Below are 19,348 nucleotides of genomic sequence, written 5' to 3'. Positions count from 1 at the left end.
AACCTATCCCGCGTTACCGTGGCAGCACACCAAGCGGAGGAGATCGATGCGCACGTTCGCCGACCTCGACGCGGAGCTGGTGCGGTGCCGCGCGTGCCCGCGGCTCGTCGAATGGCGCGAGGGCGTGGCGGGGACGAAGGCCGCGTTCGCCGGACAGGAGTACTGGGCGCGGCCGGTGCCCGGTTTCGGCGCGGAGGACGCCGCACTGGCCGTGGTCGGGCTCGCGCCGTCCGCACACGGGGCCAACCGCACCGGCCGGATGTTCACCGGCGATCCGTCCGGCGACTTCCTCTTCCGCGTGCTGTACGAGGTCGGTCTGGCGTCCCGGCCGGTGTCCGCCGCCATCGGCGACGGCCTCACGCTGCGCGGCACCCGGCTCGTGTCGCCGGTCCGCTGCGCGCCGCCGGAGAACCGGCCGACCCCCGCTGAACGGGACACCTGCCGGCACTGGCTGGCCGACGAGCTGGACCTGCTGCGCCCGACCCTGCGCTCGATCGTCGTGCTCGGCGCGTTCGGCTGGCAGGCGCTGCTGCCCGTGCTTTCCGCCGCCGGCTGGCCGGTGCCGAAACCGCGTCCGGCCTTCGCGCACGGCGCCCGGATGCAGGTCGGCGACCTCGCGGTGTTCGGCTGCTACCACGTGTCACCGCGCAATGTCCAGACCGGCCGTGTGACACAGCCCATGGTGGTGAGCGCGTTCACCGCCGCGGCCTCAGCGGCCGGGCTCATCTGAATCGTGACAACCAGCGTGGCGATGCTGGTCACAGCGGGGTGGGGTACCCGAGCGAAGCCGCTTCGGAAGTGCGACTATAGGTACATGGCTGCTGCGAAGTCGGAACCGACTCGGATCCTCGTCCTCGGTGGTGGATACGTCGGCCTGTACACCGCGTACGGGCTTCAGAAGATGCTGCGCGCCAACGAGGCCTCCGTGACCGTCGTTGACCCGCAGCCGCACATGACCTATGCCCCGTTCCTGCCCGAGGCGGCGGCCGGTGCGATCGAACCGCGGCACGTGGTCGTGCCGCTGCGCCGCGTGCTGAAGCGCTGCCACGTGCTGACCGCGCGGGTCACGAAGATCGAAAACGAGCGCAAGGCCGTCACGGTCGAGGCGGCCGACGGCCACGTCGAGACGCTGAACTACGACGTGCTCGTGGTCGCGCTCGGCGCCGTCGCGCGGATCCTGCCGATCCCCGGCCTGGCCGAGGAGGGCATCGCCTTCAAGACCATCGGCGAAGCGATCTACCTGCGCAACCACATCATGACCAAGCTGGACGAGGCGGCCAGCACGCTCGACCCCGAGCTGCGCAAGCGCCTGCTCACGTTCACCGTGGTCGGCGGCGGGTTCGCGGGCATCGAGGCGCTGGCCGAGCTCGAGGACATGACCCGCTTCGCGGTCGAGAACTACTACCCGAACATCAAGCCGGCGGACATCCGCTGGGTGATGGTCGAGGCGGCCGGGCGGATCCTGCCCGAGGTCCGCGAGACGCTGGGCGTGTACACGGTGCAGCAGCTGGAGAAGCGCGGCATCGAGGTCTACCTGTCGACCGCGGCGAAGTCGTTCGAAAACGGCCACGTCGTGCTCTCGGACGGCACCGAGTTCGACACCGACACGATCATCTGGACCGCCGGCGTGAAGGCCAACCCGGTCCTCGCCAGCTCGGACCTGCCGCTCGACAAGCGCGGCCGCGTCGAGGCCACCGCGGCGATGCAGGTGGTCGGCCACCCGGACGTCTGGACCGCGGGCGACAACGCGGCCATCCCGGACCTCTCGCGCACCGAGCAGGACCCGACGGCGACCTGCCCGCCGAACGCCCAGCACGCGGTCCGCCAGGCCCGCCTGCTGGCGAAGAACATCATCAAGGTGATCCGCGGCGGACAGCCGAAGGACTACTACCACAAGAACCTGGGCGCGGTCGCGAGCCTCGGCTTGCACAAGGGCGTGGCGGACGCGCTGAACCTGAAGATCAAGGGCTTCCCGGCGTGGCTCTTCCACCGCGCCTACCACCTCAAGGCGATGCCGACCTGGAACCGCAAGATCCGCATCCTGTTCGACTGGATGCTGGGCGGGCTGTTCCGCCGGGAGGTCATCTCGCTGGGGCAGATCAACAACCCGAAGGAAGAGTTCAACCGGGCCAGCAAGGGCTGAGTGGTTCTTCCGACGAAGCCGGGCCGCTTTCGGGTGGCTCGGCTTCGCCGTGTCCGGGTTCGCTAGGGTGGGTGGGCCCCCGTAGCCCAATTGGCAGAGGCAGTCGACTTAAAATCGACCCAGTGCGGGTTCGAACCCCGTCGGGGGCACCGTTTTCGCAGGTGTGCGCCTCATGTTCTTGCCTGGTCGGCAGAGGCAGCTGCGATCTTGGCGCGGGCCGGGGTTCGCTGAGGTCTAATCGGGCTTGGGAGTGCCGCGGCGGTGTGCTTCGGCCGTTAAGTGACAGCCTGTCTTGACCCCGATGACGGTGTATTTGCTGGTGCCGAAGGCCAGGAAGGCGCTGTCAGGGCTGGTGTTACGCACGCCGTGGTTCCCGGGTTGGGTGGTCGAGACCTCTGGGGCGGGCTTGAAGCGGTAGCCCGCGGCGATCTGCCCGACCAGGGGCTTGGGCGCGGGCCCAGTCGGTGTCAGGCAGATAGCTGGGCGAGGTCCAGGATTTCGCCGCCTTGTTTCCAGGTGTGGCCGAATTCGGCGGTGAGCCGGTCACGGATGGCGGTGGCGATGGTGGGGTAGGTGGCCTTGGCCTGGTCGAGGTCGGGGAGCTTCATCAACTGGGCGTAGGCCTCGGGGCGGTCGGGGGTATCTGGCTGCAGGCGCGGCCAGGGCTAGCGCGAGAGGCAGCGCCGAAAGGCGGGCGACGGCCTGCGGTCGGTGCAGGGGCATAAGAGGGTTTCAATCGTCCGGCTGGCGGTGGGTATTCGAAGCTCGACCGGTTGAGACGGGGCGGTGGTTACCGCGCGCGGCGGCTTCTCAGTTCATCCAGCCAATCCCGCACCTGGCCGTCGTCATGCAGGTAAGCGCCGTCGGGGCCCTGGCGCAGGTCGATTCCGCAGAGAAGACCCAAGGCCCACAGGCTCAGCTCGTCCCAGGAGAGCTGGTCGTCGGTCAGCCAGCGAGCGGCCCATTGGTCGACGGCATCGCGGCTTGTCCGCCCGTCGAGGAGTGCGACGAAATGCGCTTCGATCTCGTCCAAGCCCGGCTGGTTGCCAGCGATCACGCACAACCGTAACAGGAGGAACAATTCCTGTGCGGGTACTTAATTCCGGAAAGGGCCTGACCGCAGCCTCAGCGGCGCGACCCGGGAATGCCGGTACCGGCGAGCGCACCGGGAGCATCAGCCGGGACCGCTGGATGTCGGGGGACTACCGGGGCGAGGCGTTCGTACGGTGCTCCGAGTGGCGGTCGAGGGTCGGTGTCGCCGTGGTTGGGCCACAGGGACATCGCGCGTTCGGCTTGTGCGGTGATCGTCAGCGACGGGTTGACGCCCAGGTTCGCCGAAATCGCCGAGCCGTCGACGACGTGCAGGCCGGGGTGGCCGTGTACGCGGTGGTATGGGTCTAGGACACCGCGTTCCGGATCGTCGGAAATGGCGCAGCCGCCGATGAAATGGGCCGTCATCGGGATGTTCAGGATCTCGCCGGTGGTGCCGCCGGCGATGCCGTCGATTTTCTCCGCTACGCGGCGGGCGGCGTCGTTTCCGGCGGGGATCCAGGTGGGGTTCGGTTCGCCGTGTCCGGGGGTCGAGGTCAGTTTGCGCCGCCCGGTGCGGGTGCGTTTGCTCGAGACGGTGATGGAATTGTCGAGGGTTTGCATGACCAGCAGGATGATGGTGCGCTCGGACCAGCGGCGCGGCGAGAACCAGGTGAGGTTGCGCGGGTTTCGGGCGAACGCGCCCAGCCAGGTGAGCCAGCGCGGGACGGGCTTGCCGCCGTCGGTGAGGGCGGTTTGCAGCAGCGACATCGCATTGCTGCCTTTGCCGTAGCGGCACGGTTCGATATGTGTGTGCTCGTCCGGGTGGATGGACGACGTGATCGCGACGCCGCGGGTGAAATCGACGTCCTTGCGTTTCGATTTCGCGCCTAGGATGGATTCCGAGTTCGTCCGGGTCAGGCGGCCGAGGCTGGCGGAAAGATGGGGCAGCGCACCGGTTTCGCGGGCGTGGTGGAGTAATTTCTGCGTGTTGTAGGTGCCGGCGCTGAAGATGACGTCGCGGGCGAAGAACGTGCGCACGTTTTTACCGCGGCGGGGCGACTTTCCGGTACGGACGGCGGTGACGGTGTAGCCGCCGTCGGATGGGCGCACCTCGAGCACCGTGGTCATCGGAAGGATCTTCGCGCCGAGTTTTTCGGCCAGGTAGAGGTAATTGCGGTCCAGGGTGTTCTTGGCGCCGACGCGGCAGCCAGTCATACAGGACCCGCATTCGGTGCACGTGCGGCGGGCTGGTCCGGCACCGCCGAAGTACGGGTCTGGCACCGCGGTTCCGGCGGGAGTGTCCTTGTCGCCGAAGAAAACGCCGACGGGCGTGAGCCGGAACGACGAGCCGACGCCCAGGTCGTCGGCGACTTCCCGGAGCACCTGGTCGGCGGCGGTGACGGTCGGGTTCTGGGTGACGCCGAGCATCCGGCGCGCCTGGGCGTAGTGCGGTTTGAGTTCGGCTTGCCAGTCGGTGACGTGCGCCCATTGCGGATCTTCGAAAAACGGGGCGGGCGGTTCGTAGAGAGTGTTGGCGTAGTTGAGGGAGCCGCCGCCGACGCCCGCGCCGCCGAGGATCACGACGTCTCGGAGCAGGTGGATGCGCTGGATTCCGTAGCAGCCGAGCCGGGGTGCCCACAGGAAATTCCGTACGTCCCAGGAGGTTTTGGGGAGCGTCTCTTCCGTCCGGCGGGGACCGGCTTCCAGCACGGTGACGCGGTAGCCCTTTTCGGACAGGCGGAGTGCGCTCACGGAACCGCCGAAACCGGAACCGATCACGAGGACGTCGGTCTCTTCGCAGGGGTCGCTCATCGTGGTCCTCACAGGCGTCAGCGCGCGGGGGGGCGAAGCTGAAGTCTTCCCGCCGGGCCGGGCGCGGGCATCGGTCTTCGGACCGGGACGGCGGGGCGCGACTGGTCCCGCGGCACAAAACCCGCGGCACAAAACCCCCGGCACAAAACCCCCGGCACGAAATCAGTCGACCGGCCGGAGCACCGCCGGACCCAGCAGCCGGCACGCCAGCAACGCCACCTCGACGTCGATCCGCCCCTCCGACAGCGGACGGCCGCGTTCCTGCTCGGCCTTGCGGAGCCGGTACTGGATGGTGTTCTTGTGCAGGTGCAGCTCCTGCGCAGCAACCATCAGGCTGCTTCCGCTGGACAGATACGCCCACACTGTCTCGCGCATCCGGCGGTGGCCTTCGTCGTCGTCGGCCAGCGCGCCGAGCACCGACTGGACCCAGCCCGCGACCGCCGACGGATCCGCCGCGACCAGCGCCAACGGCCCGAGTTGCGCCGCCGCGGTCACCGGTCGCGGCTGAGTTCGCTCGGCCATCTGCGCCACGGCCTCGGCTTGCCGGGCCTGCTGGTGCGTGGTGCGGAACCCGGCCGGCCCGCTCGCCGGGTCACCGAGCGCGACGCGCACTGGCTCGGGCGAGCCGGCGAGCGCGGCGGACACCGCGTCGAGGTCGAGCGTCGGGATCGGGAACCAGGCCCACACGGTCGAGGCGTCCGGGGCGACGACCAGCGGGGCGGTGCCGAGGGCGTTCGCGAGCAGCGCCGCGTGTCGTTCGAGAATGGTCAGCCTGCCGCTTTCGTCCAGCTCAGGGCCGCACCAGAGGACCGCGCCGACGTGCCGCTCCGACAACGCGTAGCCGAGAGTTTTCTCGACGTCGGCGGTGTCGACGGGTTTGCCGGACAGCACGGCTTGCACCTTCGCGAGCCGTGCCGCGTTGCGGTGTCGCAGCCAGGTGTCGCGTTCCAGCTGGTAGGCCTCGACGACCTCTTCGGAGATCTTGTCGATGTAGGTGAAGGCGACCTGCGACAGCTCGGTGGCGGCGACCGCGACGTCCGCGGCCTCCACCGGCTCGGCGGCGATCCGGGCGATCATCTCCTGCTGGAAAGCCGCCTGGCCGAGGCGGTACGCGCGCAGCATCGCGGTGATCGGCACCCGGCGCTGGGCCAGCCGCCGCGCGAATTCCAGCGCGACCGGCGGCGCACCGACGTCCATCGGCTCCATGGAACCGCCCAGCACGCCGAGCGCGGCGACCAGGTTCTCCCGGACTGTGCTGTCCAGCAGTTCGGCGGCCTGCGCGTCGGGCGCGAGCGCGGGCAACTCGGTGGTGACCTCCTCCACGATCCGCGCGCGGAGCAGCGCGAGCTCGGCCAGGACCGAGTCCGCGATCTTGGCCAGCGTGGCGGCAGCCGTCGACGTCACAGGCAGCACCGTACGCCCGGTTCGTGCCCGGGACCCAACTCAGCCGGACGTTTCGGTTTCGCGCACAGTGTCTCGCCGCCCGCGGATTCCTACCTTCGGGAAAACGACAGACCGCGTGGAGGCCGACATGAAGACCTATCGCCTCGCCGGAGCGAACGGCGAAACCGCCTGGCACGACCGGAAGCGGCACCTGTGGCTGCTCGGGCTCGTGGTGCCGCTGCTGCCGTTCGGCGCGATCGGGTTGCACGCCGCGACCGGATCCGCCGCCGCGCTGTGGCTCGGCCCGCTCGTCGTGCTGGTCCTCGTGCCGCTGATCGACCTCGTCGCCGGATACGACCACACCAATCCGCCCGACGAGGTGATGGAGGCGCTGGAGGAGGACCGCTACTACCGCTGGATCACCTATCTCTTCCTGCCGTTGCAATACGCCGGTTTCGTGGCCGGTGCGTGGCTGCTCGCGCGCGGCGACCTTTCCGTCGGCGGCAAAATCGGCCTCGCGATCACGCTGGGCACGGTCGCCGGCATCGCGATCAACACCGCGCACGAACTCGGCCACAAACGGGAAAGCACCGAGCGCTGGGCGGCGAAAATCGCGTTGGCCCAGTGTTTCTACGGGCATTTCTACATCGAGCACAACCGCGGGCACCACGTCCGCGTCGCCACTCCGGAGGACCCCGCGTCGAGCCGGGTGGGCGAGAGCTTCTACCGGTTCTGGCCGCGGACGGTCTTCGGTTCGCTGCGCAGTGCCTGGGGCGTCGAGCGGAAACGCTTCGCCCGCAAGGGAACTCACCCGTTCCGCCTCGGCAACGACGTGCTCAACGCGTGGCTGATGAGCGTGGTCCTGTGGGGAGCGCTGCTTGCGTGGCTGGGCGTCGGAATCCTGCCGTATCTGGTGATCCAGGCGGTGTTCGGGTTTTCGCTGCTGGAAATCGTGAACTACATGGAGCACTACGGGATGCTGCGCAAGCAGGTCACGAACGGCGGCAAGACCCGGTACGAACGGGTTACCCCCGCGCATTCCTGGAATTCCAACAACGTCGCGACGAACGTGCTGCTGTACCACCTGCAGCGGCACAGCGACCACCACGCCAACCCGACGCGCCGGTTCCAGACTTTGCGGGACTTCAAGGAAAGCCCGGTGCTGCCGACCGGCTACACCGGGATGATGGTCGTCGCGCTGGTCCCGGCGTGGTTCCGCAAGGTGATGGACCCGCGGGTCTACCGGCATTTCGACGGCGACCTCCGGCAGGCGAACGTGCAGCCGGGGAAACTGCCGTCGCTGCTGAAGAAGTACCCGGTCGTCGCTGCCGCCGCGGACGAACCGGTCGCCGACACCCGGCCGAAACTGGCTGACGACGTGGACGCCGCGCGGTGCCCGGGCTGCGGCTACCTCTACCGCGTCGCGGAGGGCAACGAGCTGGAGGGCTTCGCCGCCGGGACACCGTGGTCGGAGATCCCGGACGACTGGACGTGCCCGGATTGCGGCGTGCGCGACAAGGTCGACTTCGTGCCCGTGGCGCGGGAGGCGGCCTGATGAAGATCGTCGCGGACCACGGCAAATGCGAGGGCCTCGGCATGTGCGAGGCGATGGCCGACCAGTTCTTCGAGGTCGGCGACGACGGAGTGGTGCGGGTGCTCGACGAGGAGCCGCCCGAGGAGGACCGGCAGTTCGTCGACGCGGCGGTGCGCGCGTGCCCGGTCGCGGCGTTGCGGCTGCGGGATTGAGGCCGGCGTGGAGACGGAGCTGCTGGGGCGGGCGCGGTCGGGCGACCAGGCCGCGTTCGCCGTCCTCTATCAGGAGCACGCGCCGCCGGTCTTTCGCTACCTGCGGATGCGGGTGCCGACCGCGACGGTCGCCGAGGACCTGACGAGCGAGGCGTTCCTGCGCGCGTGGCGGAAACTGCCGGACTTCCGCCCGGACGTCGGGTCGTTCACCGGCTGGCTGTACACGATCGCCGACAACCTGGTGCGCGACCACCGCAAATCGGCTCGCTACCGGCGCGAGCTCCTCGACGGGAAAGACCACGACGGACCGGACGTGCGCGGCGGAGCCGACCGGCTCGCGCTGGCCCGCATCGAAGCCGCCGCGCTGCGCCGCTGCCTGGCCGACCTCAGCGAACCACAGCGCGAGTGCGTGCGGCTTCGGTTTTTCGCCGGGCTCTCCGTCGCCGAAGTGGCCGAAACCATGAACAAGAACCCCAACAGCGTCCGAGCGCTCCAGCACCGTGCGGTGCGCACGCTCGCGACGCTGCTGGCCGAGACCGCGAAGGCGGGACGCTGAAGTGCACGGATTCCTCGAAATTTTCAAGATCATGGGACCCCTGCTGGTGCTGATGCTCTGCCCGATCTGGCTTCCGCTGCTGGGGATGCTGATCGGGACGGTTTCGCAGCTGTTTTCCGGCGGCAGCCGGCCCGAACCGGCGCGTGCGCCCCGAAAGGTGCGCGCTGAACCGGCGGAGGCGCGCGGCGAGGTATAGCCGGCCGAACATGTCTCGGGCGGCAAAGAGCATTGGTCAGGCATTCCGGACTTTCTTAGCCTGGCTGCGGGTCGAAGGTGTCGAAGGTGCCGGACCCCGCTCGAAGGAGAGCCGCGATGACCGAATGCCAGCCTGTCACTGCCCAGCTCCCGTCCGGTCCGGTCCGCGGCGTGCGGGGCGACGACGGCCTGCTGCTTTTCCGCGGCGTGCGGTACGGGACTGCCGAGCGGTTCCAGCCGCCGCGACCGGCCGAACCCCGTTCCGACGCTGCTTTGCCCGGTCCGATCTGCCCGCAGCTCAGCTCGCGCCTGGAGGCTGCGATGGGGCCGCCGCGGGACGAAGCGCCCCAGTCCGAGGACTGCCTCCACCTCGCCGTCGCGACGTCCGCGCTGACCGGGGCGCGCCCGGTGCTCGTGTGGCTGCACGGCGGCGGTTTTCTAAGCGGCGGCGGAACACTTCCCTGGTACGACGGCGGACGGCTCGCCGCGGACGGCGACGTGGTCGTGGTTTCGGTCAACTACCGGCTGGGTGCCTTCGGCTACCTGGTCCACGAGGGCGTCAGCGAGGGCAATCTCGGTCTGGCGGACCAGATGCTCGCGCTGCAATGGGTCCGCGACAATATCGCGGCGTTCGGCGGCGACCCGGCCAATGTCACTGTCTTCGGGCAGTCCGCGGGTGCGCTTTCGACGCTTGCCTTGCTGTCCAATCCGGACAGTCGTTCGCTGATCCGGCGGGCGATCGTGCAGAGTTCCCCGGACCCCGCGATCATCCAGGAACGCGCTACGGCGCTGGAGATCGGCCGGTATTTCGTCGACGCGGTGGGCGGCGACCCGATGACCGCGTCCGTCGACCAGTTGCTCGCCGCGCAGCAGCGGACTCTCCGGTGGAATGCCGCGAAAGACCCGACGTCGACCCGGCCGCCGTTCGGGCTCGTTGATCTCGAGGTGCGGCTGTCCGATCCGCTGCCGGACTTGATGATCGGATACACGACGCAGGAGTGCGAAGCGTTCGCGATCGGAGTTCCGGACGCCGGGATCCGGCAAGCGATCGCGGACCAGACTGACCCGCTTTTCGGTCGTCCGGCGCGGGACTTGGCACAGCAGTACGGTGCGTACTCCTACGAATTCGACTGGGCTCCGGAACGCGGCGGCTACGGCGCGATCCACTGTCTCGAACTGCCGTTCCTGCTGGGCACCCCGGAATCCTGGCGCGGGAGCCCGATGCTGGGCGACACGAGCTGGGCTGAGGTAGAACGGATCGGTGCCCAGATGCGCTTGTGGTGGACCGAATTCGCGCGCTCGGGCTCGCCGGGCTGGGGCGGCGCGAGCATCCGGATCGGGAATTCCCTTCCGGCACTGGAGAACATGCGATGAGCAGAAGCATTCATTGGCCCGTAGTCCTGCTCTGTTTCTTCGCGGTCCTCCTGGACGGCTTCGACACCGCCGCCCTGTCGTTCACGATCCCGACGCTGTCGCACGAATGGGGTTCCGCCCCGGCGGCCTTCACGGTGCCGTTGGTGCTGACCAACATCGGGGTCGTCGCGGGATATCTGGCCGCGGGTTACGTCGGCGCCCGGATGAAGGCGCGCTCCGTAGTGCTCACCGGTGTGCTGATCTTCGCGGGCGCGACGGTGCTGACCGCCGCGATCCTGCAGCTGAAGTCCATGCCGGTTTTCGCCGCCGCCCGTCTGGTGACCGGGCTCGGCCTCGGGCTGGTGCTGCCCGCCGGGGTGTCGCTCGCGACGAAACACAGCGCGGAGGGCCGCCGGGAGCTGGTTTCGGTGGCGGTGACCCTCGGCCTCGCTTCCGGGAGCAGCCTCGGCGGGTTCTTCGGCGGGAAGCTGCTGCACAGCGTCGGGTCCGCCGGGGTCTTCTACGTCGCCGGGCTGGCTCCGCTGGTGCTGGCCGCGGTGATGGCCGTCGTGCTGCCAACGCGAGAGCCGGCGGTCGAGAGCAGCGCGAAGCAGGAGGCCAAGGTGAGCCGGCTGTTCGGCCCGGGACTGCGCCTGCCGACCTCGCTCATCTGGGCGTTCTCGTTCCTCATCTTCATCACCGCGTACGTGCTGATTTCCTGGGTGCCGACGCTGCTGACCGGGTACGGCTTCGCCGCCGGGAAGGCCCCGCTGGGACTCGCGTTCCTCACCCTCGGCGGGATCGCGGGCGGCTTGGTGCTCATCCCGCTCGCCGCGCGGATCGGGATCGCGCGGGCGCTGATCCTGATGCCCGCCATCGGGGCCGTGTGCATGGTCCTCGTCGCGACGGCGCCGGTCGGCGAGACCCTGCTGTTCGTCCTGCTCTCCGGTGCCGGGTTCGGGGTCACGGCCGGGCAGATCGGCCAGCTGACCCTCGCGGTCTCGATCTACCCGGAGAGCACCCGCACCACCGGCGTGGGCTGGGCCGCGGCGCTGGGGCGCATCGGGTCGATCGTCGGGCCGGGTGTCGCGGGGTTGCTGCTCGCGCTGGCGTTGTCGGCCCAGACGATCGTGCTGGCGACCGCTGTTCCGGTGCTGGTGGCAATCGCTTGCGCGGTGGGCTTGAGCCGTGTGCGGGCGAAGGCGAAGAGGGAGCACGATGGCGCACTGGTTCGATCTCGGTGACGTCGCGGTCGTTCCGCTGATCGAGGACGACCGGCTCTTGATCGAGCCCGGCGAGTTCTTCCCGGGACTCGAACCGGACCTGGCCGACTGGTACGCGCGCGAGCCGTGGTTCGACCGGGAGACGGGGAAGCTGGTGTTCGTCATCCAGTCTTTCCTGGTCTGCTCAGCGGACGAGGTGCTGGTGGTCGACGCGTGCGTCGGGGCGGGGAAAGACCGGCGCCGGGCGGAGTTCGACCAGCTGCCGGACCGGTGGCTGCGGCAGTTCCGCGCGACCGGGGTGCGGGACGTCGACGCTGTCGTGTTCACCCACCTGCACGCCGATCACGTCGGTGCCGTCACCGTCGGGGCGGATCCGGTCTTCCCGCATGCCCCGCACCTCGTGGTCGAGGAGGAGTTCCGCTACTGGTCGAGCGAAGCCGGTGCGGCGGCGATGCGCCGGACCGGGGACTACCTGGCCGACAGCGTCCGGCCGATCGAGCGGGCCGGACAGCTCAGCTTCGTCGCTCCGGACGCGGTGGTGGGCAAGCACGCGGAACTCGTTCCCGCGGCTGGGCACACGCCAGGAAACGTGTGCGTGCGGGTTCGCGGCAGCGCCGGAACCGTCCTGCTCGCCGGGGACACGATGCACCACGGGGTGCAGGTGCGGCATCCGGAGCTGAGCACCCGGTACTGCGTTGACCCGGGGAAAGCGGCAGAGGTGCGATCCCGCATTCTCGAGGAGGCGGGCGACTCCGTCCTGCTGCCGACGCATTTCCCCGCGCCCTCGGCCGGCCGGGCGCGGCGCGGCTCGGACGGTTATGTCTTCGAGTTCGCCGCCGACCTGATCCGGGCCGGGCAGTTCCGTTATCGGGAGTGGCTGGCCTAGGGGCGCACCGGGTCGACCCGGCGGCGGAGCAGGCAGAAGACATTCCCCTCCGGGTCGGCGAGGACGTGCCACGACTCCTCGCCGGTCTGCCCGACGTCGGCGGGCCGCGCCCCGGCCGCGAGCAGGCGTTCCAGCTCCGCGTCCTGGTCCCGGTCGGTCGGGTTCACGTCCAGGTGCAGCGGCAGTTTCACCGGCTTCGGGTCGGTGCTGCGGCTCAGGATCAACGTCGGCTGCGGGCCGCCGAAACCGGCTCCGGGCGGGCCGATCTCGAGGTCGTCGCCGTCCCAGCCGAGTTCGACGTAGCCGAGGACCTCGCACCAGAACTCGCCCATCCGTCGCGGGTCGGCGCAGTCGAGGACGAGTTCGGTGATCCGGCAGGCCATGGGCGCGAGCTTAGGGCCGCGGCGCACCCGCGCCCAGCGAATTCCGGTTTGTGCGCGCGGAGAGATCTGCCGCCCCGGATTCGTCCGCGCGCACGAACGTACTGCTCGGCAAACCTCCTAGGGTCGCCAGCAGCGAGGCGAGGAGGCAAGCATGCGGACACTGCTGCGTGGCGGTCGCGTCATCGACCCGGCTACGGGCTTCGACGGCACAGCTGACGTGCTGATATCCGGCGGGGAAGTGATCGCGGTCGGAGCGGGACTGCCCAGCGCGGACGACCAGGTCGAGATCGACGTCGCCGGGTACCTCGTCGGGCCGGGGTTCATCGACCTGCACAGCCACGTGCACTCGATCGCCGGACAGCGGCTGCAGGCGATGGACGGCGTCACGACGGCGCTCGACCTCGAGGCCGGCCTGATGCCGGTCGAACGGGCCTACGCCGAGGCCGCCGCGGCGGGCCGTCCGTTGCACTACGGTTTCTCGGCCTCGTGGGGCTCCGCGCGGGCGAAGGTGCTCGCTGGCATCGAGCCGGACGCGAGCATCAATACCGGGCTTTCCGTGCTCGGCATTCCGGACTGGCAACGGTCCTCGTCGAAGAAGGAGCTGGCCGCCTGGCTGTCGCTGGTCGAGGGGGAACTGGCGGCGGGCGCGCTCGGCGTCGGCGTGCTGCTCGGATACGCGCCGACCAGCGATCCGGCCGAGTTCCTGGCGCTGGCGAGGCTGGCCAAACAAGCCGAGGCGCCGACGTACACGCACGTCCGCGAGCTGGTCGAGGTCGATCCGGGCACCCCGGCCGACGGGTCCGAGGAGATCGCGATCGTCGCGGCCGAGACCGGCGCGGCGATGCACCACTGCCACGTCAACAGCACCTCCGGACGGCACATCGACCGGGTGCTCGCCGCGCTGGAGTCGGGTCGTTCGGCAGGGTCGCGGGTGACGGTCGAGGCCTATCCGTACGGCGCGGGCAGCACCGCGGTCGGCGCGGCGTTCATTTCGCCGGAGCGGCTGAAGATGAAGGGCCTCAACCCGTCGCGGGTGGTCCTGCTGGAGACCGGCGAGCGGATCGCGGACGAGGGCCGGTTGCTGCAGGTCCGCGCCGAGACGCCGGGGGCCCCGTGCATCCTGGAGTTCCTCGACGAACAAGACCCGGTCGACCGCACTCTGCTGCACCAGGCGCTCGCTTTCCCGGACTCGATCGTCGCGAGCGACGCCATGCCGGTGTACTGGCCGGACGGGGCCAACGAGTCCACCGAGTGGCCGCTGCCGCCCGGCGGCGTGACACATCCTCGTACGGCGGGGACCTTCTCCAAGTCGCTGCGGCTGATGGTGCGCGAGGCCGGGGTCTGGACCTGGCTGGAGGCTTTCCGGCGCTGTTCCTACCTCCCGGCGCGGGTGCTCGACGAGGTCGCGCCCGGGGCGCGGGCCAAAGGCCGGTTGAACGTCGGCGCGGACGCGGACATCGTCGTCCTCGATCCGGCCACGATCACCGACACCGCAACGTATTTCGACTCGACCCGGCCCGCGGTCGGCGTCCGGCACCTGTTCGTCGGGGGCACTCCGGTGGTGCGCGACGGGCAGCTGCTCGCCGACGCGCTCCCCGGCCAGCCGCTGCGGGGTGAGCCGCGATGACCGAATTCGCCGTGGACGCGTTGCTCGCCGACATCGAAACGCTGGTGTGCTGCGAATCCCCGTCTGCCGACCTGGACGCGGTCGCGCGCAGCGCTGAGGTGCTGGCTGGGGTCGGCGAGGCCTTGCTCGGCGTGGCGCCGGAACGCATCGTCCTGGATGGACGGACGCATCTGCGCTGGCGGTTCGGGGACGGTCCGCCGCGGGTGCTATTGCTCGGGCACCACGACACGGTCTGGCCGATCGGTTCGCTGGAGACCCACCCGTTTTCCGTGCGGGACGGCGTCTTGCGCGGCCCGGGCTGCTTCGACATGAAGACCGGCGTCGTCATGGCGTTGCATGTCGCGGCTTCTCTTGCCGACCCCAGTGGACTGTCCATTTTGGTCACCGGCGACGAGGAGCTCGGCTCGCCGTCTTCCCGAGGGCTGATCGAGGAAGAAGCGCAGAGCTGTGCGGCCGCGTTCGTGCTGGAGGCTTCGGCGGACGGCGGAGCGCTCAAGACCCGGCGCAAAGGCGTTTCCCATTACCGGATCGAGGTGACTGGACGCGCCTCGCATGCCGGGCTCGAACCGGAGAAGGGGATCAACGCCGGGATCGAGATCGCGCATCAGGTCCTCGCGGTCGCCGCGCTCGCCGATTCGGAGCGCGGGACCAGCGTGGTGCCGACGGTGCTTTCGGCTGGAACCACGGTGAATACCGTGCCCGCCGCAGCCGCGGTCGAGGTCGATGTGCGCGTGTGGGACGAAGAGGAACAGCTTCGCGTCGACCGTGCGGTCCGTGCGCTGCGACCGGTGCTGGAAGACGCGCGGGTGCGGGTCAGCGGCGGGATCAACCGGCCGCCGCTGGACGCCGTTTCCTCGGCCGCGTTGTACGGGCTGGCCCAGGAATTGGCCGCGGAATTGGGGTTGCCGGAATTGTCGGAGGCGGCCGTCGGCGGGGCTTCGGACGGCAATTACACCGCGGGCTTGGGCGTGCCGACGCTCGACGGTCTCGGTGCCGTCGGCGGCGGGGCGCACGCCGATCACGAACACGTCGTGGTCGAGGAATTGCCGCGGCGGACGGCGTTGCTGGCCGCGTTGGTGGAGAACGTGCTGACGAAGGGGAGTCCGTCGGTTCCGACGAATCCGGCTGGCGATTCTGGTCGAGCGCGACGGTGACGTCGGTGGGGAAGCCGGGAAAGGATCGTCGCGTGACGAATCTTGCGATGAACACGGAAAGACCCGTCGCGACGGAAACGTGCGACGAGGCCGCCGCGACCGCGCGCGCGGCCGCGGCCGCCTCCGGGGTCGAGATCCGGGAAATCACCGAGATCGCGGAGATGACCGCGGTCGGAGTGCTGTTCGAGACGATCTGGCGGTCCGCGCCGGGAACCCGGCCGGTGACCACGGAACTGCTGCGCGCGCTGTCGTCGGCGGGCAATTACGTGGCGGGCGCGTTCGCCGGCGGAGAACTGCTCGGTGCGTGCGTCGGCTTTTTCGGAAATCCCGGAAAAGGCAGCCTGCACAGTCACATCGCCGGGGTGGCGAAGGCCGGTGCGGGGCGTGGGATCGGATACGCACTGAAATTGCACCAGCGCGGATGGGCGCTGGCGCAGGACGTTTCGTCGATCAAATGGACCTTCGATCCGCTGGTGCGCCGCAACGCCTATTTCAACCTCGGCAAGCTCGGCGCGCTCCCGGTGCGTTATCTGCGGGATTTCTACGGGCCGATGACCGACGGCATCAACGGTTCCGGCGACACCGATCGGCTGATGGTGTCCTGGGAGCTGGCCAGTCCGACCGTGCGGGCCGCCGCGTTCGGCGAACCGATCCGCACCGACGCGAAGGCCCTGCTCGACCAAGGAGCGGCCGTGGCCCTCGAGGTCGCCGCGGACGGCGGACCGGCCGTCGGCAAGGCGGATGCCCCGGTGGTGCTGGTCGCCGTCCCGCCGGACATCGAGGGTTTGCGCAGCACCGATCCCGGCCGGGCGGACGCGTGGCGGACCGCGCTGCGCGAATCGCTCGGCGGGCTGCTGGCCGCGGGCGGCCGGGTGACCGGCTTCGACCGAGCCGGCTTCTACGTGATCTCCAAGGAGGAGCAGTGAAACTCAGCGGTGTGGAACTGCGCCGGGTGCGGATGCCGCTCGTCGCCCCGTTCCGGACTTCGTTCGGCACCCAGTCCGTCCGCGAGCTGGTGCTGCTGCGCGCGGTCACGCCGGCCGGCGAGGGCTGGGGCGAATGCGTGACCATGGCCGGGCCGCTGTACTCGTCGGAGTACAACGACGGCGCGGAACACGTGCTGCGGCACTACCTCATCCCGGCGCTGCTGGCCGCGGAAGACGTCACCGCGGCGAAGGTGACGCCGCTGCTGGCGAAGTTCAAGGGCCACCGGATGGCCAAGGGCGCCCTGGAGATGGCGGTGCTGGACGCCGAACTCCGCGCGCACGAGCGCTCGTTCGCCGCCGAACTCGGCTCGGTCCGCGATTCCGTGCCGTGCGGCGTTTCCGTCGGCATCATGGACACCATCCCGCAGCTGGTCGACGTCGTCGGCGGATATCTCGACGAGGGCTACGTGCGGATCAAGCTGAAGATCGAGCCCGGCTGGGACGTCGAGCCGGTGCGCGCGGTCCGCGAACGCTTCGGCGACGACGTGCTGCTGCAGGTCGACGCGAACACCGCCTATACCCTCGGCGACGCACCGCAGCTGGCCAAGCTCGACCCGTTCGGCCTGCTGCTGATCGAGCAGCCGCTGGAAGAGGAGGACGTGCTCGGCCACGCCGAGCTGGCCCGCCGGATCCGGACGCCGATCTGCCTCGACGAGTCGATCGTGTCGGCGCGCGCGGCGGCCGACGCGATCAAACTGGGCGCGGTCCAGATCGTGAACATCAAGCCGGGCCGGGTCGGCGGCTATCTGGAAGCGCGCCGGGTGCACGACGTCTGCGCGGCGCACGGGATCCCGGTGTGGTGCGGCGGGATGATCGAGACCGGCCTCGGCCGGGCGGCGAACGTCGCGCTCGCCTCGCTGCCGAACTTCACCCTGCCCGGCGACACCTCCGGGTCGAACCGGTTCTACCGGACCGACATCACCGAGCCCTTCGTGCTGTCCGGCGGCCATCTACCGGTGCCGACCGGCCCCGGCCTCGGCGTGGCACCGATTCCGGAGCTGCTGGACGAGGTGACCACGGCAAAGGTCTGGATCGGTTCGTAGCCCGCTACGAATTCCGGAGGTAGATTTGGTCGAATCGGACCAGCCGGTCCGCGCGGGGCCGGCTCTACCTTCGGGGGGTGCTGACACCGGTGCCGAGCAAGCCGCACACGAGCCTGGGTCGCGTCCTCGAAGCGCTCGGGGACGTGCTCCTCGAACCGATCGCGGTCGGCCGCGACACCCGGCGGCAGCTCGGCGGGGTGGTGATCCACGATCCGCACGACGACGCGGAGTTCCCGGCGCAGGCGGTGGTCCTCGGCGTCGGCGTGCGGGAATCCGACGAGATCGGGCAGCTGCTGCACGCGGTCGCCGCGCGCGGGGCGACCGCACTGGTCGTGCGGTCGCCAGTCGCCGCCTCGACGGAACTCGTGCGCGCGGCCAATTCCTCCGGGGTCGCGCTGCTCGGGCTCGCCAGCGGTGCGTCGTGGGCGCAGCTGGCGGCCATGCTCCGCACGTTGCTCGCGGAGGGCGACGTCGGCGATGTTTCCCCGCAGACACTCGGCGGGATGCCGTCCGGCGATCTTTTCGCGCTCGCCAACGCCATCGCCGCGCTGCTGGACGCACCGGTCACCATCGAGGACCGCAACTCGCGCGTGCTCGCGTTCTCCGGCCGGCAGGACGAGGCCGACCCCTCGCGCGTCGAAACGATCCTCGGCCGCCAGGTGCCCGAACGGTTCACGCGCGAGCTGGAAAAAGACGGCGTCTTCGAGCGGCTCTACCGCGACCAAGGCCCGGTTTACGTCTATCCGGGCGAAGGCTACGACAAGAAGATCGTGATGCCCCGCGCCGCCCTCGCGGTCCGGGCCGGAGACGAGATCCTCGGGTCGATTTGGGCCGCTGTCGACAAAGAGCTCAGCGAAGAACGGACCGCGGCGCTGATCGACGCGTCGAAAATCGTTGCGCTGCACATGCTTCGGCTCCGGGCGGGCGCGGACGTCGAACGCCGGCTGCGGGCCGACCTGGTCAGCACCGCGCTCGAAGGCGGCTCCGGCGCGCAGGAAGCCATCGCGCGGCTCGGGCTGCTGGGCCAGCCGACGATCGTGCTCGCCATGGGCTTGCTGGAGGCACCCGACGATGACCTGCGGCTCGTCACTGAACGCCAGCGGGTCGCCGACGCGTTCGCCATGCACCTCAGCGCGGTTCAGCCCCGATCGGCGGTAGCGCTGGTCGGCGATGTCGCGTACGGAATCGTCCCGATGCCTGGGAACCACGGCGATTGCCGGGAACGCTCGGTACGCGTCGCGTCGACCTTCCTGGAACGCACCGGCCGCCGGGTCGCGGCGGCGATCGGCATCGGCCCGCTGGCTCTCGACGGCTCCGGATTGCGCGCGTCCCGAGACGGCGCCGACCGAGCGTTGCGCGTCTTGCTCACCAACGGCGGCTCGAAGCGGGTGATCACCTCCGAGGACGCGCACATCGAGGCGTTGATGCTGGAACTGGCCGACCTCTCCGCGGCCCGCGGCGACGTCGCGACCGGGCCGATCGCGCGCTTGCTGGAGTACGACACCAAGCATCAGTCCCAGCTCGTGCACACGTTGCGGTGCTGGCTCGATTCGTTCGGCGACATCAGCGCCGCCTCGGCCGCGGCATACGTGCATCCGAGCACGTTCCGGTACCGGTTGCGCAGGCTCGCCGAGGTGGGCGGCATCGATCTCGACGATCCGGGGGACCGGTTCGCCGCGATGGTGCAACTGCATTTGCTGCCGCGCGTGGAGCGGGCCGAAGAGGGGTCGTGAGTGTTTACGCCGGTTAGAACCGGCATTGCCGCGCACGAAAACCCGACCCCCGCCCCGCTGGCCCCCTTTTCACCCCCCGCCTCCCCCTCCCTC

Annotated in this window: 19 protein-coding genes and 1 tRNA gene; 15 read left to right on the top strand and 5 right to left on the bottom strand. The window is 69.8% G+C overall.

Features of this window, described 5'->3' with window-relative positions; all coding sequences use genetic code 11:
* Positions 1 to 46: 46 nt before the first annotated feature.
* From L942_RS07795 to L942_RS07785, 3 genes are all read left to right on the top strand, one after another.
* Positions 47 to 730: a uracil-DNA glycosylase gene (locus L942_RS07795; protein ID WP_037356964.1), complete on the top strand. Its 684-nt coding sequence runs from the start codon at positions 47 to 49 to the stop codon at positions 728 to 730.
* Between the two features lie 84 nt (positions 731 to 814).
* The gene (locus L942_RS07790) at positions 815 to 2,143 is read left to right on the top strand and encodes an NAD(P)/FAD-dependent oxidoreductase (protein WP_037356961.1); all 1,329 of its coding nucleotides are present in this window, start codon (positions 815 to 817) and stop codon (positions 2,141 to 2,143) included.
* Between the two features lie 75 nt (positions 2,144 to 2,218).
* Positions 2,219 to 2,292, top strand: a tRNA-Leu gene (locus L942_RS07785).
* A 318-nt stretch (positions 2,293 to 2,610) separates the two neighbouring features.
* On the opposite strand, the gene L942_RS44170 is transcribed toward L942_RS07785, so the two are convergent.
* The 4 genes from L942_RS44170 to L942_RS07770 all read right to left on the bottom strand — a co-directional run bounded on the left by L942_RS44170 (position 2,611) and on the right by L942_RS07770 (position 6,391).
* Positions 2,611 to 2,751, bottom strand: a complete 141-nt coding sequence (locus tag L942_RS44170; RefSeq protein WP_158684438.1) for a hypothetical protein — start codon at positions 2,749 to 2,751, stop codon at positions 2,611 to 2,613.
* Between the two features lie 182 nt (positions 2,752 to 2,933).
* Positions 2,934 to 3,176 (bottom strand): hypothetical protein, encoded by a 243-nt coding sequence (locus L942_RS07780; protein WP_235078950.1) that lies wholly within the window; start codon positions 3,174 to 3,176, stop codon positions 2,934 to 2,936.
* Positions 3,177 to 3,268: 92 nt separating this feature from the next.
* Positions 3,269 to 4,987: a GMC oxidoreductase gene (locus L942_RS07775; RefSeq protein ID WP_051165786.1), complete on the bottom strand. Its 1,719-nt coding sequence runs from the start codon at positions 4,985 to 4,987 to the stop codon at positions 3,269 to 3,271.
* A gap of 162 nt (positions 4,988 to 5,149) precedes the next feature.
* A complete protein-coding gene (locus L942_RS07770) occupies positions 5,150 to 6,391 on the bottom strand; it encodes a PucR family transcriptional regulator (RefSeq protein ID WP_235078948.1) in 1,242 nt (413 codons plus the stop codon).
* 127 nt (positions 6,392 to 6,518) lie between these two features.
* Between L942_RS07770 and L942_RS07765 the strand changes: the two genes are divergently transcribed.
* The 7 genes from L942_RS07765 (at position 6,519) to L942_RS07735 (ending at position 12,329) form a co-directional block, all read left to right on the top strand.
* Complete coding sequence (locus L942_RS07765) at positions 6,519 to 7,925, top strand: fatty acid desaturase (protein WP_037357184.1); 1,407 nt, start codon at positions 6,519 to 6,521, stop codon at positions 7,923 to 7,925.
* Complete coding sequence (locus L942_RS07760) at positions 7,925 to 8,116, top strand: ferredoxin (protein ID WP_037356956.1); 192 nt, start codon at positions 7,925 to 7,927, stop codon at positions 8,114 to 8,116. The genes L942_RS07765 and L942_RS07760 overlap by 1 nt, the downstream gene beginning before the upstream one ends.
* A gap of 7 nt (positions 8,117 to 8,123) precedes the next feature.
* Entirely contained in the window at positions 8,124 to 8,672 is a 549-nt protein-coding gene (locus L942_RS07755) for an RNA polymerase sigma factor (RefSeq protein WP_037356953.1), read from the top strand.
* A gap of 31 nt (positions 8,673 to 8,703) precedes the next feature.
* Positions 8,704 to 8,868, top strand: a complete 165-nt coding sequence (locus tag L942_RS07750; protein ID WP_158684437.1) for a hypothetical protein — start codon at positions 8,704 to 8,706, stop codon at positions 8,866 to 8,868.
* A gap of 116 nt (positions 8,869 to 8,984) precedes the next feature.
* Positions 8,985 to 10,241 (top strand): carboxylesterase family protein, encoded by a 1,257-nt coding sequence (locus L942_RS07745; RefSeq protein ID WP_081654976.1) that lies wholly within the window; start codon positions 8,985 to 8,987, stop codon positions 10,239 to 10,241.
* A complete protein-coding gene (locus tag L942_RS07740) occupies positions 10,238 to 11,464 on the top strand; it encodes an MFS transporter (RefSeq protein ID WP_051165785.1) in 1,227 nt (408 codons plus the stop codon). The genes L942_RS07745 and L942_RS07740 overlap by 4 nt, the downstream gene beginning before the upstream one ends.
* Positions 11,439 to 12,329, top strand: coding sequence for an MBL fold metallo-hydrolase (locus L942_RS07735; RefSeq protein ID WP_051165784.1), 891 nt, complete (start codon positions 11,439 to 11,441; stop codon positions 12,327 to 12,329). The genes L942_RS07740 and L942_RS07735 overlap by 26 nt, the downstream gene beginning before the upstream one ends.
* On the opposite strand, the gene L942_RS07730 is transcribed toward L942_RS07735, so the two are convergent.
* Positions 12,326 to 12,712: a VOC family protein gene (locus L942_RS07730; protein ID WP_037356947.1), complete on the bottom strand. Its 387-nt coding sequence runs from the start codon at positions 12,710 to 12,712 to the stop codon at positions 12,326 to 12,328. The genes L942_RS07735 and L942_RS07730 overlap by 4 nt on opposite strands.
* A gap of 151 nt (positions 12,713 to 12,863) precedes the next feature.
* Between L942_RS07730 and L942_RS07725 the strand changes: the two genes are divergently transcribed.
* The 5 genes from L942_RS07725 (at position 12,864) to L942_RS07705 (ending at position 19,255) form a co-directional block, all read left to right on the top strand.
* Positions 12,864 to 14,339 (top strand): amidohydrolase family protein, encoded by a 1,476-nt coding sequence (locus L942_RS07725; RefSeq protein ID WP_037356944.1) that lies wholly within the window; start codon positions 12,864 to 12,866, stop codon positions 14,337 to 14,339.
* The gene (locus tag L942_RS07720; RefSeq protein ID WP_081654975.1) at positions 14,336 to 15,493 is read left to right on the top strand and encodes a M20 family metallopeptidase; all 1,158 of its coding nucleotides are present in this window, start codon (positions 14,336 to 14,338) and stop codon (positions 15,491 to 15,493) included. Before L942_RS07725 ends, L942_RS07720 begins: the two co-directional genes overlap by 4 nt.
* A 47-nt stretch (positions 15,494 to 15,540) precedes the next feature.
* Entirely contained in the window at positions 15,541 to 16,419 is an 879-nt protein-coding gene (locus L942_RS07715; RefSeq protein ID WP_200862739.1) for a GNAT family N-acetyltransferase, read from the top strand.
* Entirely contained in the window at positions 16,416 to 17,522 is a 1,107-nt protein-coding gene (gene menC, locus L942_RS07710; protein ID WP_037356937.1) for an o-succinylbenzoate synthase, read from the top strand. The genes L942_RS07715 and menC overlap by 4 nt, the downstream gene beginning before the upstream one ends.
* A gap of 77 nt (positions 17,523 to 17,599) precedes the next feature.
* A complete protein-coding gene (locus L942_RS07705; RefSeq protein WP_037356934.1) occupies positions 17,600 to 19,255 on the top strand; it encodes a PucR family transcriptional regulator in 1,656 nt (551 codons plus the stop codon).
* Positions 19,256 to 19,348 lie beyond the last annotated feature (93 nt).

The sequence above is a fragment of the Amycolatopsis orientalis DSM 43388 genome (assembly GCF_000411975.1).
Taxonomy (GTDB): Bacteria; Actinomycetota; Actinomycetes; order Mycobacteriales; family Pseudonocardiaceae; genus Amycolatopsis; species Amycolatopsis orientalis_D.
This window is presented reverse-complemented; position numbering and strand designations above follow the sequence as displayed.

Bases quoted from the DNA above. Each gene is read 5' to 3' on its own strand.
- L942_RS07795 (WP_037356964.1), top strand. From the start codon at position 47: ATGCGCACGTTCGCCGACCTCGACGCGGAGCTGGTGCGGTGCCGCGCG.
- L942_RS07790 (WP_037356961.1), top strand. From the start codon at position 815: ATGGCTGCTGCGAAGTCGGAACCGACTCGGATCCTCGTCCTCGGTGGT.
- L942_RS44170 (WP_158684438.1), bottom strand. From the start codon at position 2,751: ATGAAGCTCCCCGACCTCGACCAGGCCAAGGCCACCTACCCCACCATC.
- L942_RS07775 (WP_051165786.1), bottom strand. From the start codon at position 4,987: ATGAGCGACCCCTGCGAAGAGACCGACGTCCTCGTGATCGGTTCCGGT.
- L942_RS07765 (WP_037357184.1), top strand. From the start codon at position 6,519: ATGAAGACCTATCGCCTCGCCGGAGCGAACGGCGAAACCGCCTGGCAC.
- L942_RS07760 (WP_037356956.1), top strand. From the start codon at position 7,925: ATGAAGATCGTCGCGGACCACGGCAAATGCGAGGGCCTCGGCATGTGC.
- L942_RS07750 (WP_158684437.1), top strand. From the start codon at position 8,704: ATGGGACCCCTGCTGGTGCTGATGCTCTGCCCGATCTGGCTTCCGCTG.
- L942_RS07745 (WP_081654976.1), top strand. From the start codon at position 8,985: ATGACCGAATGCCAGCCTGTCACTGCCCAGCTCCCGTCCGGTCCGGTC.
- L942_RS07740 (WP_051165785.1), top strand. From the start codon at position 10,238: ATGAGCAGAAGCATTCATTGGCCCGTAGTCCTGCTCTGTTTCTTCGCG.
- L942_RS07735 (WP_051165784.1), top strand. From the start codon at position 11,439: ATGGCGCACTGGTTCGATCTCGGTGACGTCGCGGTCGTTCCGCTGATC.
- L942_RS07730 (WP_037356947.1), bottom strand. From the start codon at position 12,712: ATGGCCTGCCGGATCACCGAACTCGTCCTCGACTGCGCCGACCCGCGA.
- L942_RS07725 (WP_037356944.1), top strand. From the start codon at position 12,864: ATGCGGACACTGCTGCGTGGCGGTCGCGTCATCGACCCGGCTACGGGC.
- L942_RS07720 (WP_081654975.1), top strand. From the start codon at position 14,336: ATGACCGAATTCGCCGTGGACGCGTTGCTCGCCGACATCGAAACGCTG.
- L942_RS07715 (WP_200862739.1), top strand. From the start codon at position 15,541: ATGAACACGGAAAGACCCGTCGCGACGGAAACGTGCGACGAGGCCGCC.